General features: G+C 44.5%; 16 protein-coding genes. 6 read left to right on the top strand and 10 right to left on the bottom strand.

Features of this window, described 5'->3' with window-relative positions; genetic code table 11:
• Positions 1 to 58 precede the first annotated feature (58 nt).
• Both ACHUFN_RS13415 and metF read right to left on the bottom strand, forming a co-directional pair.
• Positions 59 to 943, bottom strand: a complete 885-nt coding sequence (locus tag ACHUFN_RS13415; protein WP_394222920.1) for a virulence factor BrkB family protein — start codon at positions 941 to 943, stop codon at positions 59 to 61.
• Positions 944 to 1,165: 222 nt separating this feature from the next.
• Positions 1,166 to 2,053: a methylenetetrahydrofolate reductase gene (gene metF, locus ACHUFN_RS13410; protein WP_394222919.1), complete on the bottom strand. Its 888-nt coding sequence runs from the start codon at positions 2,051 to 2,053 to the stop codon at positions 1,166 to 1,168.
• A gap of 161 nt (positions 2,054 to 2,214) precedes the next feature.
• Between metF and metJ the strand changes: the two genes are divergently transcribed.
• The gene (metJ, locus tag ACHUFN_RS13405) at positions 2,215 to 2,547 is read left to right on the top strand and encodes a met regulon transcriptional regulator MetJ (protein WP_394222918.1); all 333 of its coding nucleotides are present in this window, start codon (positions 2,215 to 2,217) and stop codon (positions 2,545 to 2,547) included.
• Positions 2,548 to 2,695: 148 nt separating this feature from the next.
• On the opposite strand, the gene ACHUFN_RS13400 is transcribed toward metJ, so the two are convergent.
• A complete protein-coding gene (locus tag ACHUFN_RS13400; RefSeq protein ID WP_394222917.1) occupies positions 2,696 to 3,931 on the bottom strand; it encodes a malic enzyme-like NAD(P)-binding protein in 1,236 nt (411 codons plus the stop codon).
• Positions 3,932 to 4,565: 634 nt separating this feature from the next.
• On the opposite strand from ACHUFN_RS13400, the gene ACHUFN_RS13395 reads away from it, so the two are divergent.
• Positions 4,566 to 4,883 carry a hypothetical protein gene (locus tag ACHUFN_RS13395; RefSeq protein WP_394222916.1) on the top strand — a complete coding sequence of 106 codons (318 nt, stop codon included), beginning with the start codon at positions 4,566 to 4,568 and terminating at the stop codon, positions 4,881 to 4,883.
• Between the two features lie 177 nt (positions 4,884 to 5,060).
• On the opposite strand, the gene rpmE is transcribed toward ACHUFN_RS13395, so the two are convergent.
• A complete protein-coding gene (gene rpmE, locus ACHUFN_RS13390; protein ID WP_394222915.1) occupies positions 5,061 to 5,273 on the bottom strand; it encodes a 50S ribosomal protein L31 in 213 nt (70 codons plus the stop codon).
• 386 nt (positions 5,274 to 5,659) lie between these two features.
• Here rpmE and priA point away from each other — a divergent pair, with 386 nt between their 5' ends.
• Together priA and ACHUFN_RS13380 are read left to right on the top strand one after the other, a co-directional pair.
• Positions 5,660 to 7,849 carry a primosomal protein N' gene (gene priA, locus ACHUFN_RS13385; RefSeq protein ID WP_394222914.1) on the top strand — a complete coding sequence of 730 codons (2,190 nt, stop codon included), beginning with the start codon at positions 5,660 to 5,662 and terminating at the stop codon, positions 7,847 to 7,849.
• Positions 7,850 to 7,981: 132 nt separating this feature from the next.
• Positions 7,982 to 8,560, top strand: coding sequence for an SPOR domain-containing protein (locus ACHUFN_RS13380; protein WP_394222913.1), 579 nt, complete (start codon positions 7,982 to 7,984; stop codon positions 8,558 to 8,560).
• A gap of 77 nt (positions 8,561 to 8,637) precedes the next feature.
• Here the strand turns inward: ACHUFN_RS13380 and ACHUFN_RS13375 are convergent, their stop codons facing one another.
• Complete coding sequence (locus ACHUFN_RS13375; protein ID WP_394222912.1) at positions 8,638 to 9,306, bottom strand: hypothetical protein; 669 nt, start codon at positions 9,304 to 9,306, stop codon at positions 8,638 to 8,640.
• Between the two features lie 124 nt (positions 9,307 to 9,430).
• The gene (locus tag ACHUFN_RS13370) at positions 9,431 to 9,844 is read right to left on the bottom strand and encodes a DUF1294 domain-containing protein (RefSeq protein ID WP_394222911.1); all 414 of its coding nucleotides are present in this window, start codon (positions 9,842 to 9,844) and stop codon (positions 9,431 to 9,433) included.
• Between the two features lie 238 nt (positions 9,845 to 10,082).
• Here ACHUFN_RS13370 and hslV point away from each other — a divergent pair, with 238 nt between their 5' ends.
• Both hslV and hslU read left to right on the top strand, forming a co-directional pair.
• Positions 10,083 to 10,607 (top strand): ATP-dependent protease subunit HslV, encoded by a 525-nt coding sequence (gene hslV / locus ACHUFN_RS13365; protein ID WP_394222910.1) that lies wholly within the window; start codon positions 10,083 to 10,085, stop codon positions 10,605 to 10,607.
• 83 nt (positions 10,608 to 10,690) lie between these two features.
• Positions 10,691 to 12,019 carry an HslU--HslV peptidase ATPase subunit gene (gene hslU, locus ACHUFN_RS13360; RefSeq protein WP_394222909.1) on the top strand — a complete coding sequence of 443 codons (1,329 nt, stop codon included), beginning with the start codon at positions 10,691 to 10,693 and terminating at the stop codon, positions 12,017 to 12,019.
• A 127-nt stretch (positions 12,020 to 12,146) separates the two neighbouring features.
• On the opposite strand, the gene ACHUFN_RS13355 is transcribed toward hslU, so the two are convergent.
• The 4 genes from ACHUFN_RS13355 to ACHUFN_RS13340 form a co-directional block, all read right to left on the bottom strand.
• On the bottom strand, positions 12,147 to 13,094 hold the full coding sequence (locus ACHUFN_RS13355; RefSeq protein ID WP_394222908.1) for an ATP-grasp domain-containing protein: 948 nt from the start codon (positions 13,092 to 13,094) through the stop codon (positions 12,147 to 12,149).
• A gap of 112 nt (positions 13,095 to 13,206) precedes the next feature.
• Positions 13,207 to 13,413: a hypothetical protein gene (locus ACHUFN_RS13350; protein ID WP_394222907.1), complete on the bottom strand. Its 207-nt coding sequence runs from the start codon at positions 13,411 to 13,413 to the stop codon at positions 13,207 to 13,209.
• A 46-nt stretch (positions 13,414 to 13,459) separates the two neighbouring features.
• Positions 13,460 to 13,771 carry a helix-turn-helix domain-containing protein gene (locus ACHUFN_RS13345; RefSeq protein ID WP_394222906.1) on the bottom strand — a complete coding sequence of 104 codons (312 nt, stop codon included), beginning with the start codon at positions 13,769 to 13,771 and terminating at the stop codon, positions 13,460 to 13,462.
• Positions 13,768 to 15,960, bottom strand: coding sequence for a peptidase domain-containing ABC transporter (locus ACHUFN_RS13340; protein ID WP_394222905.1), 2,193 nt, complete (start codon positions 15,958 to 15,960; stop codon positions 13,768 to 13,770). The genes ACHUFN_RS13345 and ACHUFN_RS13340 overlap by 4 nt, the downstream gene beginning before the upstream one ends.
• Positions 15,961 to 15,962 lie beyond the last annotated feature (2 nt).

Below are 15,962 nucleotides of genomic sequence, written 5' to 3'. Positions count from 1 at the left end.
TTGTTCTTGAGTTATCAAAACACGGCTTTTCTTTCAGCTTTCTTATTGCTGATAGTGCTTACTCTTGAGGTACTTTTCGAGGTTCGTTTTCCGCTTTTCGATTCTCGAATGCCTCTCCTAAGCTACAAGTAAACTCTGCACCGAACAGCACAATTACCCACGACAAATACACCCATAAAAACAAAATAGGAACAACAGCCAGTGCCCCGTAAATAAGTTCGTAAGAAGGGAAGTTAGTTACATAAAGTGCAAAGCCAGACTTGGTAAGTTCAAACGCAATCGTGGCTACAATAGCGCCTACAAAAGCATGGCGCGCGTACACCCTTCTATTCGGCACCACCATATATAAAATAGCAAAAGCAAGCATCGCTGCGCCGCTCGGCACTAGGCTTAATAAAAATGTACCCAGGCCCGGCGTGTATTCTTCTGTAAAAGCAGCTAAGCCGGTTAAATATGAGCTTACTACCACGCTTGAGCCAATAAGTAAGGGCCCAAGGGTAATCACCATCCAGTAAATAGCAAAGGTATAAACCACTGGCCTGTCGCTTTGTGTGCGCCAAATTCTATTAAGGGTTTTATCAACGTTAGAGATAAGCAAAAGCGCAACGACTAAAAGCGACAATATACCGATTGCACTCATTTCAGAGGCATTTCCAACAAAGTCTGTCATGTACTTGTGAACTACATCGCTGGCAGTGGGAACGAAGTTGCTAAAGACAAAATGCTCAAGTTTACTTCTCACAGACGCAAATGCAGGAAATGCCGACATGATAGTAAAGGTGACCATGATGAATGGAACTAACGACAACAGGGTGACATAAGCTAGATGCCCTGCAGAAATAGTAATGTTGTCTTCTTTGCAGCGTTTAATAAAAATGCTGAAGAGGTCCTTTACTTGAGGGGTCACGTTGTCATAAATGGTCTTAACCTTGCCCAAATCCACTCAATTTCTCCTGACCGTACCGCTTTTAGAAATACGAAAAATGTAAGCCTTAATTATAAGGGGTCTTAAAATTTTGATAGTACATGATATATCGAATGGTAACTGGGGTAGACCTTGGTGGCAAAAGTTTAATGCAGGCTTTATGTAACAAAGGCGCATTAAATGCGCCTTCTATGCAGAAGTAGTTTAGAAACAGCGTTGGCTAGATAAAACCAAAATGCCTTACACGCCTGAGCGTACACCTAGCATGTGGCAAATAGCATAACTTAATTCACTGCGATTTAGCGTATAGAAGTGGAAGTGCTTTACCCCTTCTTTAGCCAGTACTTTCACTTGGTCCATGGCAATATTGGCACCGATGAGGTTACGAGTAGCTTGGTCGTCAGCATCAAGGCCATCGAACATTTTGTGTAGCCAGCCCGGTACGTGAACATTCGTAAAGCCCGCGAACTTCACTAGTGTTTGGTAGTTAGTTACCGGCAGAATACCAGGAACAATATCTAGGTCTACGCCTGCTGCGGCAGCGCGGTCCCTAAAGCGAAGATAAACACTAGAATCAAAGAAAAACTGAGTAATGGCTTCGGTAGCGCCTGCTTCTGCTTTGCGCTTAAGGTTCAGCAAATCAAACTGGGCATTTGGTGCTTCAGGATGCTTTTCTGGGTAAGCTGCAACGGAAATATCAAAATCGGCCACGTCTTTTAAAAGCGAAACCAAGTCAGACGCATACATTTCTGTTTTTTCTACCCCTGGCGGTAAATCACCACGAAGCGCAACAATACGGCGAATGCCTGAGTCCCAGTAGTCTTTTGCAATTTGCTTTAGTTCATCACGACTAGCATCAACACAAGTTAAGTGTGGAACCGCAGCTACACCAGTTTGTTGTTGAATACGTTTAACAACATCGTGAGTTCTGTCTCGTTCACCGCTATTTGCGCCGTAAGTCACCGACATATAGCTTGGCTTTAGCGGTGCAAGTCGCTCCACTGACTTCCAGAGGGTTTGCTCCATGGCTTCGGTTTTAGGCGGAAAGAATTCAAACGATACATCAATATCACGCAGTTCCGATAGGGACTGATTTAATGCATCGATACCTTGTGCGTAAGAAACCATGGCTTTTTCTCTCAAAAATGTGTTTTTATAGACGTTTAGACGTCTAAACTAAAGAATATATGTCTAGACGTCAAGAGGTTTACACTGCTCAATTGACCTTTTCGTGAACTTGTTTAGAATTTCTATTCATAACATAAAAAAGAGTAGACCGAGTTAGTACGATGGCAGAATGGAATGGTAAATATATCCACCCCTACGCAGAGCATGGCAAAAAAAGCGAACAGGTAAAGAAAGTCACTGTCTCTATCCCAATTAATGTGCTTAAAGCACTTACTGATGAGCGTACTCGCCGCCAAATAAACAATTTGCGTCACGCTACTAATTCGGAATTACTGTGCGAAGCGTTTCTGCACGCGTTTACTGGTCAGCCATTGCCAAACGATGATGACTTACGCAAAGACAACCCAAATCGCGTGCCTGCAGAAGCAAGACGTATAATGGAAGAAATGGGCATTGACCCCAGTTTCGAAAACGATGTATCTGAAGACGTTTAACCTTTAACGGTTAGACAAAAACGGCGCTGTGTGGCGAACTAAACGATAACGTTATTCGAAACACAGCGCCGCTTTTTATTTCACTCGTTCCTTAAAAGAACGTTGTTGGAATTAAAACGCCAAGCCTTAACTCTCTTCTGACCTTGCCTTACTCTTCAGGGCTCTCAGGAACGCGAGCCACACCAGATTCAATCGCTGCTTTGGATACCGCACTTGCGATGCGCTCACACAGGCGTGGATCCATAGGCTTAGGAATAATGTAGTCTTTACCAAATGTCAGGCTTTCGCTTTTGCTTGCCGAAAGGACTTCCTCGGGTACAGGTTCTTTTGTAATAGCACGAAGGGCCTCTACTGCCGCCACTTTCATTTCATCGTTAATGGCTGTTGCGCGCACGTCTAATGCACCGCGGAAGATAAACGGAAAGCATAGAACGTTGTTAACCTGGTTAGGGTAGTCAGAACGTCCGGTGGCCATAATTAGGTCTTTACGCACTTCGTGAGCAAGCTCTGGTTTTATTTCTGGGTCTGGATTTGAGCATGCAAATACAATCGGGTTCTCAGCCATTAGCGCGAGTGTTTCTGGCGGCAACACATCTGGGCCTGATACACCCACAAAAATATCGGCCCCTTCCATCACGTCTTCAAGTGCGCGTTTATCGGTATTGTTAGCAAAAAGCTTTTTATGCTCGGTCAAGTCTTCGCGACGTGTGTGGATAACGCCTTTTCTGTCTAGCATGTAAATTCGCTCGCGCTGGGCGCCGCATTTAATTAGTAGCTCCATGCAGGCAACCGCTGCCGCACCAGCACCCATACATACTATTTTAGCGCTCTCAATATTCTTGCCTTGAATTTCTAAGGCGTTGAGCATACCTGCTGCGGTTACAATAGCAGTACCGTGTTGGTCGTCATGGAATACTGGAATTTTACAGCGCTTAATCAGCTCTTGTTCAATTTCAAAACACTCAGGCGCTTTAATGTCTTCTAAGTTAATGCCGCCAAACGTGTCGGCTATGTTGGCAACGGTATTGATGAATTCTTCGGTCGTGCGATGTTTTACTTCAATATCAATCGCATCTAATCCAGCAAAGCGTTTAAACAATAGCGCTTTGCCTTCCATAACAGGTTTCGACGCCAGTGGGCCTAAGTTACCTAAACCCAAAATAGCGGTACCGTTACTAATTACCGCAACTAAGTTGCCTTTACCCGTATATTTGTAAGCATTGTCTGCATCTTCAGCAATTTCTCTGACAGGCTCGGCAACACCAGGGCTGTAAGCTAAAGCAAGATCGTCTACGCTATCAGCGGGTTTCGACAGTTCTACGCAGATCTTTCCAGGCGTTGGTTTGGCGTGATAGTCGAGTGCGCGTTGTCTAAAATCTGACATGTAAAAAGGTATCCTTAGATGTAGGGTTCATCGATGTATTCGTTCACGCGCTGTAGCTATTTTATTGTTGTTATTGTTATAGATAGTTGAACGTGAGCGTGCCACAACCAAGTCGTGACGAAAATTGTTTAAATAATTATTAGCACTGGAGCTGATACATGGAAATAGCAGTATTAGTGTTAATTTTTGCTGTATTTGCCGATGTACTTTTTTTAATTTGAAGGTGTTTAGCTTCATTTCTAAACGCTCCATAGCTTGAAAGTAAGCCATTATTCATAGAATTAATGCTCGCTATCAAAGTGCCGATGGCAACTCTAACACAGCCTGCAACCGTGTACATATCTGATCAGAATTCTCATAAACCAATGTAGGGTAGGCATACTTATTAGACCAGTAAAACAAAGCTATAATTGCCATTCATACTATTTATTTTTATGTCTATGATGATTACGGTGATCTATTTATACGCCCAGTCACTAAAAACAATCATCGCATCGTAATCATCCGCTTAATGTGAACTGAACACAGGCAAATACGCAGATTTTTACCACTAGGTGCTTGCTGCTAAATCATCTCCCGTTAATTTGATAAAATGATGAAAAACGCAATTGAAAGTTGTACCGAGGTGAATGTAATGACGGAAAGAAAATTAGTTGCAGTACTCACTGATGTCTGTGAAGCAGTAAAAGGCGAAGACGACGGGTTTGTTTGGCTAACTCATGTTGGGCATTGGAGGGCGCCTCAGGTTATTGCTGTATTTAGTACCGAGCGTGAAAAGCAGGCTGCTCTCGTTAATGGGTGGGATATGGACTTCATAAATAAAGTGAATATTGCATTGGCGTCAATCAAATCAACACCAGCGTCTGTTTCTTTTGATAGCGAGGAAGCGTGTAAGAAAATGAGTGGCGGTAATTGGGAGAAGCATTTATCTAGGCTGGGCAGCCTTCACTAACCACTGATTACATTGATAGGTTTTCACATAGCGGGCTTTAATATAAAAAGCTAAAACCCAAAGACACTATAAAATTTTCAAAAATTGGTATTCAAGGTTTCGTTAAATACAAAAATAACGAAATTTAAGCAATAAAAAAGCGCCATGAAGGCGCTTTTTTCAAACTCGATATCAGGCTTACTTTTTGCTCAATGCACCGAAACGCTTCTTGAAGCGATCAACACGGCCACCAGTATCAACGTTACGTTGCTTACCAGTGTAGAATGGGTGACATGAAGAACATACGTCTAGGTTGATGTCTTTACCAAGCGTAGAGCGAATTTTCATAACGTTACCACATGAGCAAGTTGCTGTGATTTCTTCGTATTTAGGGTGGATATCTTGTTTCATTGGGTTACCTCACATAATAAGGCCGTATCGCTATACAACCCGAAGTCGCACACCATACGTTACTTAATTCAAATGATAAGTCGTTCAAAGAACAGCCTATCGCAAAAGAGCGGCGCATAATAAAGGAAGGCAAGGGCTTGATCAAGCGGTTTTTGACTAATTGCTAAACAAGAAGGCTAGACAAATTAACATTCCTTTTATGCTTACGGTTAAAGTATGTTTAAATATTTCACCAATGGTCAACGCAACCTTGTTTGCTAAATATTTATGTAAACTAGCATTATGTTGGCCGGTTCCTAGTTACACTAATAATGACATAGCACTAATCATAACGCTAAACCGCGGAATACGCATTTATACTAATTAAATAAGGTAGAACGTTCGCAATGGCCTTTATTCAAGTTGCCGTGCCAGTGCCACTGCGCCAACTTTTCACATATACCCACGAAAACGCGCTTAGTGCAGGTGTAAGAGTGGTTGTGCCTTTTGGTCCTCGTAAGCTCGTTGGCGTAGTGGTTGAAACACTACAAAAATCTGAAAGCGAAATTGACAATTCCAACAAGCTAAAAGCCATTGAGTCGGTATTAGACGATTCCCCAATAATAGATAACGTGTTACTGAAAATGGCCCAGTGGCTGTGGCAGTATTATCATCACGCACCGGGCGAAGTTTTGCACGCTATGTTGCCGGTTTTACTGCGTAAAGGGGAATCGACGGCACCAACGCCACAAGACATATTAATGCTTACCGAAGACAGTAAGGAAATAACGACAGACACCTTGTCACGGGCGCCGAAGCAAAAGGCATGTTTTGAAGCGCTTTTGGGCAATGCAATGCTAGCGTCACAGGCACGCAAACAGTTCGGCGCTCCAGCAGTAAAAGCATTGGTGGAAAAGTCGCTGGTACACATTAAAGAAGTCATCCCAAATTTTGAGCCGAGCGGCTGGCTATCTTCATTGTCACTTTCTGAAAAGCCCATTCCTGATGCTGAGCAGTCGGTAGCTATTGCTGCGCTGAATCGTCAGCAAGGGAAATTTGCGGTGAGCTTGCTGGAAGGGGTTACCGGTAGCGGTAAAACGGAAGTGTACCTTCAAGCTATTGAGCCTTTGCTGCGCGATGGGAAGCAGGTACTTATTCTTGTGCCAGAAATTGGGCTTACACCGCAGACGGTGTCTCGTTTTGAAAAGCGCTTTGGTATTGCGGTGGGTGTTCTACACTCTCAGCTTTCTGATAAAGAACGCTTACAGGTGTGGCAGCGCGCAAAAGCGGGCGAGCTAGGTATTATTATAGGCACGCGTTCCGCTATTTTTACTCCGCTTCTCAACCCGGGCATGTTAATTGTTGACGAAGAGCACGACGAGTCATTTAAACAGCAAGACGGCCTTCGCTACCATGCGCGAGACTTGGCGGCGATGCGTGCAAAGCAGCACAATATTCCTTTGTTATTAGGTAGCGCAACGCCTGCTTTAGAAACGCTTAATAACGCGTTAAGTGGCCGATATGCGCATTTGCAGCTAACTAAGCGAGCAGGTGGAGCAAAAAGCACGCATCAGCACGTATTAGACGCTCGAGATCAGCCTATTCATTACGGCATATCACAAGGTCTGCTTACAATAATGCGCCAACACATCAGCGCAGGCAATCAGGTGTTGGTGTTTGTAAATCGAAGAGGCTATGCGCCAGCATTGCTTTGCCATCACTGTGGCGAAACCGTAATGTGCAAACGGTGCGACCGACCTTATACCGTGCATAAAGCACAAAATCGATTGCAATGTCACCATTGCGGTAGCATGCGTTCAATGCCTTCAAACTGTGAAGCTTGCGGCCACCACGAGTTAGTGACAGCGGGAACAGGTACAGAACAAGTTGAACAAGGGCTTGCTAGTTTATTTCCCGGCGTAAAGCAGGTACGAATAGACAGTGATACCGTGCGCGGTAAAGACAAGTTGCATCAAACCCTTGATGCTATTAACCGCCAAGAGTATCAACTATTGGTTGGCACCCAAATTTTATCGAAGGGTCATCATTTCCCGCATGTAACCTTGGTGGCTGTTCTCGATTGCGATGGTGCATTATTTAGCGCTGATTTCAGAGCGCCAGAAAAGCTTGCCCAATTAGTTACTCAACTTGCAGGTAGAGCAGGGCGAGCGAGCAAGCCTGGAGAAATGTGGCTTCAAACGCACAACCCTCATCATCCGCTTTTACAAGATTTAGTGCACAATGGTTACGGGCATTTCGCCAGGCATGCGTTAATGGAGCGAAAAGCAGCGGCATTGCCGCCGTTTATTAGCCAATTTGTTATTCGAGCCGAGGCAACTGACAGTAGTTTGGCCTATCGTTTCTTGCAAGAGTGTAAGCAAGTGATTAATCAGCAGCATGCCATTGATATTAATGGTCCATTCCCGTGCTTGATTGAAAAGCGACAAGGTCGATTTCGATTTATGCTTGTGTGCAGCCATCAAAAGCGCGCGCCGCTTCATAACACCCTGCGCTTAGCATTGCCCTATTTGCAGGCGCTGCCTCAAGCAACCAAAGTAAGGTGGTCGATTGATATCGATCCTACCGATTTCAGTTAGCTTGTTGAGTAGCAATACGTTAAAATTTCACCGTGCTTAAAGGTGTGGTGACAATGACCCTTTAAATAGATTTGGTATATGACGTTTTCTTACGCATACGAAAAACGATAACAAGTAGGAATTTTGCCGACTATGGCCCAACGCGATTATGTCTCACGTGGACGCTCCCCTCAAAAAAAGAAGCCTGCGAGTAAAGGTAGAAAGCCGTCAGGAAACGCGCAAGCAAATGTTCCGACAGGTCAAAAGCTTCCTATTGTGCGCCTTGTTGGCGTGTTCGCCCTTGTCATTGGTTTTGGTGCGTTTTTGTGGTCGATTAAAGACAATGTAGAAGACGATGTAGATACACAAGCCTCGCGCCCTGTTGCACCTACCGAAGAGTCTTTACCTGAATTACCCGAAGAAGAATGGGAGTACATTAAAACCCTCCCAGGATACGAGGTAGAAGTAGAAGTTAAAGAACAAGAAAAGTCTGACAAACGTTATCTTATGCAGTGCGCGTCGTTTAGAACCCGTGCACAAGCCGAAGAGATGAAAGCGAAAATTGCGTTTCAGGGCTTAGAAGCGCTGATCAGACACAGTTCGGGCAGCAATGGCGACTGGTTCCGCGTAATTTTGGGCCCTTTCGAGTCTAAACGCGATGCAGAAAAAGCCAAGCACAGCCTACGTAAAGTGAATATTGCGACCTGTCAAATCTGGTACTGGAATTTGTAACTTTTGTTGTTGCAACTTATGTGAAAAAAGCTCTGAGTGGAACGCGGACTGCGTTCCACTATGCTACATGGCCTTTCCTAACGAGATGCTTTAGTCATATGCAGGCCAATGAGTATAAACCACACTATTTGGCCTAAACCGAATATAGCGGTAGACGCTTCAAAAAGTACATTACCCGAAAAGAATGAAAGCCCTGAAAACAGGGTGAGAATGCCCGCAATTCCCACAGCAACACCAAGTACATGAGTTGCCTTAGCGTAAACGCCATGTTTAATGCCCATGTAGCTAATTAGCAATACCCATATTGCGCCAAGTAGCTCTATGCCTCCGCCTAGTGCATCAACTACTATATCCACACTCTTTAATACAACAGCAGCACTGTCTTCATTGGTATCAGCGTAATTGGCTAAAAACGGAAGGCTTACTAAAAAAATAAAGGTACTAGCCATTACAAACGTTGCCCACATGTTCCCAATGGTGCTGTTGTAGCGAGCGATAATAGAAGAATGATTTTTAAATACTGCCTGCAGCGACTGATTCAGTAAAAGCAAGCCTAAACTAAACACAATACCAATTACGATATACCCCATGTAAAAGGTATCGCGCTGAGATACAAGAAACTGCAAATGACCGATGTCAGAAGTGTCGGCTGGTGGGTCAATGAGACCGAAAAAAAGCACAAAACCAAACAGGTAGGTAAGAGCACAAACAATGGCTGCGATGCCACCCGCACGCTGAAGCTGCATAATGAGAACCAGAGAATAAGTTTAAAGTGAAATCATTACGCGATAAATTTCAATCGGTTGCAACTTTGATTTGTAACAACAGTTGTCATTTTTTAACTTTGGTTATGCGCTTTTATTTGGCGCTTTATTGCCAGAAACGCAACGCCTGAGGGATGGCTGAGGCATCTAGCGCGTTTATACGGATAACCTCAAATGCTACCAATACAAGTACGGCGATATTCGCTGTGACGGTAGTCCAAAACACTCTCATAAAAGCGGGTTTACTGCGTTTATGTTTAAATACGTGCTGTGCAGCGAAGGCCCCCGGCCAGCCACCCAATAAACTCAAAAAGTGCAGTTTAGTTTCCGAAACGCGCCATTTATTCTTCTTAGCCGCTGATTTATCAGCGCCGTAAAGCAAAAATGCAATGGTGCTTAATGTGAAATAAGCTACAAGTACGGTTGATGGTAACTGGCCCAGCGAAACAAGCAGTGCAATTGCACCACTAAACAAAACAAGTAAAGCCAACGTAAGAAAAATTCTTCCCTGATATTTCATTACATCTCCATTAAGTAATAACAATTACAACTGGCATGAGTATGCTTGTTACGGCTAGCTTATTCAATGCATTTGCTACAACGCGATGCCTTTATCTTCGCGCAGTCTGGGCGCACTTTATTATTCAATACCCTTGAAATTGACCAGCTTCACCCCACTTATTTGATATTGAATCTGTACGCTGCTGCCTTTGCAACACGATAAACGCAGCAGCACCCAGCTAAACGGGGAATAAAACGTGACAACGATTGTATCTGTACGACGTGGAAATCAGGTGGTGATGGCCGGTGATGGTCAAGTATCACTAGGGAACACCGTAATGAAAGGTAATGCGCGCAAGGTGCGCCGCTTATACCACGATAAAATTTTGGCTGGCTTTGCTGGCGGTACGGCTGATGCGTTTACGCTATTTGAACGCTTTGAAGCCAAGCTTGAAGCTCATCAGGGACATTTGACCAAAGCTGCCGTTGAACTTGCCAAAGACTGGCGGACGGATAGGGCGCTTCGAAAGTTAGAAGCCCTATTGGCGGTAGCAGATGAAACCGCATCTTTCATCATTACGGGGAATGGTGATGTAGTACAGCCAGAGCAAGACCTGATTGCCATTGGTTCTGGCGGTAATTACGCGCAAGCGGCAGCAACGGCTCTGCTTAACAATACAGAGCTAAGTGCAAAAGATATTGCTGAAAAAGCATTGACCATTGCCGGTGATATTTGCGTATTCACCAACCATAGCCAAACTGTAGATGTACTGGATTACTAAGTAATAGCGACATGCTGTTATCTGCCGGTTGTAGCTAAGACAATGCCAGTTACAGCCAGCACTTGTTAGAAAAGGGTTTATTCATGTCTGAAATGACACCAAGAGAAATTGTTCACGAGTTAGACCGTCATATTATTGGTCAACAAGATGCCAAGCGCGCCGTGTCTATCGCGCTTAGAAACCGCTGGCGTCGTATGCAGCTTGAGCCAGAGCTGCGCCAAGAAGTTACGCCTAAAAACATTCTTATGATTGGTCCTACGGGTGTTGGTAAAACCGAAATTGCACGTCGTCTTGCCAAGCTGGCTAATGCACCTTTTATCAAGGTAGAAGCGACTAAGTTCACCGAAGTGGGCTATGTGGGCAAAGAAGTTGAAACCATCATTCGTGATCTTGCCGACATTGCGGTGAAAATGACGAAAGAAAACGAAATGAAGAAAGTGAAATTTCGCGCGGAAGAAGCAGCGGAAGATCGTATCTTAGACGTATTGATTCCTCCGCCAGAAGACGCGTGGGGAAATAAAGAAGACGTTGAAGATCGCGGTACACGCCAAGCATTTCGTAAAAAGCTTCGTCAGGGCGACTTAGACGACAAAGAGATTGAGATTGATGTGGCACTTCCTCAAGTTGGCGTAGAAATTATGGCGCCTCCAGGTATGGAAGAAATGACCAATCAGCTTCAAGGCATGTTCCAAAACTTGTCGGGTTCGCAGAAGAAAAAGAAAAAGCTGAAAATTAAAGAAGCGTTCAAGCTACTTATTGAAGAAGAGGCCGCTCGCCTTGTTAATCAAGAAGACTTGAAAGAAAAAGCGATTGAGTCGGTAGAGCAGCACGGTATTGTGTTTATCGACGAAATTGACAAGATTTGTAAGCGTGAAGGTAACTCTTCTGCTGACGTATCTCGCGAAGGTGTACAGCGCGACTTGCTACCGCTTGTTGAAGGTTCAACGGTATCGACTAAACACGGTATGGTTAAAACCGACCACATCTTGTTTATCGCATCGGGCGCGTTCCAAATGAGCAAGCCGTCTGATCTTATTCCAGAACTACAAGGGCGTTTACCTATTCGCGTTGAGCTATCTGCGCTTAAAGTCGGTGACTTCAAACGTATTCTTACCGAGCCAAATGCGTCGTTAACGCATCAGTACATCGCCTTAATGAAAACTGAAGGCGTAGATATTAGTTTCGATGATTCTGGTATTCAGCGTATTGCAGAGGCCGCATGGCAAGTAAATGAAAGCACTGAAAACATTGGTGCCCGTCGACTTCACACCGTTCTAGAGCGTTTAATGGAAGATATTTCGTTTGATGCCTCAGAGAAAAGTGGCGAGTCGTTCGTGATAGACGCAGCATACGTTAACAGCCACCTAGAAACGCTAGTCGATAACGAAGACTTATCGCGCTTTATTTTGTAATGTAAACACATAGTGAAGTGGACTTGTAAGAGTTTTAATTGAGCTTTCTTCAAGTCTCTCGATATTCTTAAAACAAAGTTAGATAGCAAAGCCTAGCCTGAGTGCTGGGCTTTTTTTGTGGCGTTACTCAGTGCCGAGCTTGGGTCAACAGCGCCACTAACCTTCCCGTAATATCTAGGCCTGTATCTTTTTCTACTTTTAAAAAGAAGGGGCTAGGGTTGGCCTCTAAAAAGAAGAAATTGCCTTTAAGGCTTTTGCGCCAATCGATAGCGCACCAGTGCATGCCTAACGCCTTGCAAATTTCCACAGCAAGTTGCTGAACGGCCTTTGGAATAATGGTAACTGCTACACTGGCGTTGTCGTCGTTTCTATAATCCAACTCATCCGAATCAATTTGTATGCTAAGTACATCATCACCTAACACGTAGCTTCGTACGTTTACGCCAGCAATATACTTTTGAAACGTAACGGGGCGCTCGTTCAATAATGTATTAAGCAGTGGGCGCATGTTTGGCTGCTTGTTTACAAACTGGGCTGTGCGACCACCGCGAACCGGCTTGTATACCACTTCCCTCATATTGTTACAAAACTGAGATGCCACCTCTGGCGCGTTACCCACAAACGAATAGGGAATATGAGCGCCTAGCTTGCCAGCTATTCGCGATTGGTACGGCTTACACTGATGACTTCGAACGGCGTTAATAGAGTTCACCCACTTGATGTCGCTATAGCTAAACCAGCACAGCAGCGTACTTGCGCGCTCTTGCTCTGCCCAGCCGAAATCTTCCATTGAGGTGGAAGGTTCATCGTTTGGCGTACGTTTTAATGCGCCGGGTAAGTATTCGTGCCAGTAAGCGGCCTTGGTATTTGAGAACGTGACTCGTGGCTGATTGCACAGCGTCGGTTTTTTAAAGTGAATTAACCCATCGTCAAAATCGGGGTCGTAACTTATCGTCCAGTCAGTGCCGAAAAGTTGTGTGTTGGCAAAGAAATAAGGCGTGCTTTGTTGTTCAAGCGCCATAGCGATATGTTGAATTTGAGGGTCTTGTTCGTTTCCAAGTAATGCCACATGCATTTGCGTTTTTAGCCTTTTAAAAGTATTTTGGGAAAGAAAGCGCGCAATTAAATACCGCGTTAAAATTCAATCGCGTGCCTTACTTTGTGAATCGTAGTGTCGATAAAATGTGCTACGACAATATGTCTGGCAACTTACCGCCTCCTTCACCTATAGCCAGTGTGATGTAAATTGGCTCTTTCGGTACTTCCCTAACTAAAAGGGCACTATCGCTGAGTCGAGCTCGCATTCCGCCTGAAACTTCAAACAGCTGATCTTCAGCTAAGTTAACCGGTTTTTTGTTTTCACCTAGAGTGTGAGTAGGTTGATGGTGTTTCATATTTACGCTCCTTGTAGTGGCGTTGTGGTTTAAAAACTAACTTCGCTTACAGCGAAGCAGCTCCTTGGTAAATTGTTCTAAAGCAACCAGCGATCAATGCAGAGCGGCTTGAGATATTTAGTTTTTTGTAAATATTGGCGCAGTGAAACTTTACTGTTCGCTCGCTGATAAAAAGCTCTGAAGCAATGACTTTGTTTGAGCGACCTTCCATTATTTTGTGCGCTACTTGTAGCTCGCGCTTTGATAGACAGTTAATTGGAATAACACTGTTTAGCGCGGTAATACCGTTTTCTTCAATCTGCATGCGCTCAGCAGCAGTTATCAGAACGGCGGGTTCTCGTACTTCATGGGTTTTCATAAGTTTTCTCCGTGTTTATCTGATATTGCGTTCCCTGTTAATTCAGCGGAAGAGCAGAGGTGTAAAGTGCCGTTTTTCAGGCGATATACTTTGTCTGCGATAGCTATAGATTGCGGGCGATGAGCCACAATAATTCGTGTCATGCGAAGTGACGTTAAGTGATGATTGATTTTGGCTTCGTTAGCCATATCTAAATGGCTACTGGCTTCGTCTAAGAACAGAATGTCAGGCTCTTGATAGAGCGCTCTTGCGAGAAGCAACCGCTGTTTTTGACCGCCACTTAAGCTACTGCCCATATCGCCAACCAACGAATGATATTGCATCGGCATTTGCACAATATCGTCATGAATGCAGGCGATATGTGCTACTTGCACCATTTTTTGTAAGTTGGGCGTTTGTTCAAAGCAGCAAATGTTTTGCGCAATGGTGCCGCTAAGACAAACATCTTCTTGCAGCACTGACGCGACAACAGGTGTATTTTTTTGAAGGTATTTGATATGCCCTTCAGACTGCGTGTAAAGCCCCATCAAACATTTCAGAAGCGTGCTTTTTCCGCATCCACTTTCACCAATAATTGCGACTATTTCACCGGCATTAACAGACAGCTCGATATCCTTAAATACCCATTCGCTTGATTCACTGTACCGATACCCAAGGCCCGAGGCCTGGAGCGCTAGTGGCGTATTACTTGCGGATTGTTCGGATAGCTTTGGCGTTTCAGATTGAATTGGGTAACCATCTTTAGTAAGGGTTTGAAGCTTGTTCTTGGTTTGTTTGGGCGTCAATAAAATATCGCTTAAGCGCGTGAAGTGTACACCCAGCATGCTGAGTTCTATTAGTTGGTTTACCACGCCGTCAAGAGCATTTACAAAGCGCGTTTTATAGGCCATAAAGGCAAGCAGCATTCCAATGGAAAGCGAGCTTTCCATAACCAGGCTGGCTCCCACGTAAACCACAATGAGGTTTTCTATACCAAACAAAAACTGGTTGGTAAGGGTGCTACCAATATTTATTTTGCCAAGCGTGATATCTTTGTTTAGCGTGGCAACCAGTTTGTTCTGCCAATGGCTGTGGCGCTGCACCTCTTGGCCATATACGCGAATAGGCAATATGGCGCGTACGCTCTCCATAAAATGGCTTTGCTCTGAAGCGGCAAGTGCAATTCGCTCTGTTGTAAGCTTTTTAATAACCGGCAACAATCCAAGACGTATTGCAAGGTAAGCAAGCATAACGCCCACAACAACGAACGTAAGTATTGGCGAGTACAACATCATCACTGCCAATGTGATAACCGCCATTAGCCCATCTAACAGCGCCGTAACCACGCCCGTAGTTAAAAACTCTCTAATGCTGCTAAGCGAACCAAATCGAGATACCACATCGCCAACATGGCGCTTGTCAAAATAATCCAGTGGCAAAGATAGTAGGTGTTTAAATACTGATGCCGACATTTGCAGCTGAAGGCGAGATGACACGGATAAGATAACCAGCTTCCTTATTCCGCTGGTAAACGTTTCTATCATCAACAGCAAGGCAAACCCGATGGCGAGAGCTTTGAGAAGTGTTGCGTTGTTGTAAATCAGCACATCATCGACCACGGTTTGCATATAGTAAGGCGCGGCCAGCGCGAATAGCTGCAAAACAACCGACAATGCGAAGAGCGTAAGAAGGTTGCGTTTAAAACCTGATATACGAGTGAAAAATTGTGAAAGGCCAAGGCGTGGAGTGGACTGCTTCGGCGTAAATGTGTCGCTTGGCGACACTTCAAGTGCAATGCCTGTCAGACATTTTGAAGCCTCAGCAAAGGACAATTTTCTTTCGCCTAGTGCTGGGTCGTGAATGGTAATGGTCTCTCCTTTAACCTTTGTGAGCACAACAAAGTGATTCATGTTCCAATGCAATATGGCAGGGCACGACAGCTGTGCCAGATGCTCCATTTCTATCTTTATGGCACGCGTTTGAAAACCCAGGTCGCTGGCAATCTTCATCACATCTTTTAACGTCGTGCCTCGCAGTGATACCGACATGGTTTGCCGTAACGCATTAAGGTCGCGTTTGTCTTTATAGAACTGGGCAATCATCGCTATACAGGCAAGGCCGCACTCTGCTGCTTCGCTTTGCAATACAACGGGAACACGTTTTTTAGTATGAAGTGTATGTGCTGCATGTGGGGTGGTAATACTTATCATGA

It is taken from the genome of Alteromonas gracilis, assembly GCF_043642145.1.
Taxonomy (GTDB): domain Bacteria; phylum Pseudomonadota; class Gammaproteobacteria; order Enterobacterales; family Alteromonadaceae; genus Alteromonas; species Alteromonas gracilis_B.
Note: the sequence above shows the minus strand (reverse complement) of the source record. Positions and strands in the feature narration are given on the sequence as shown.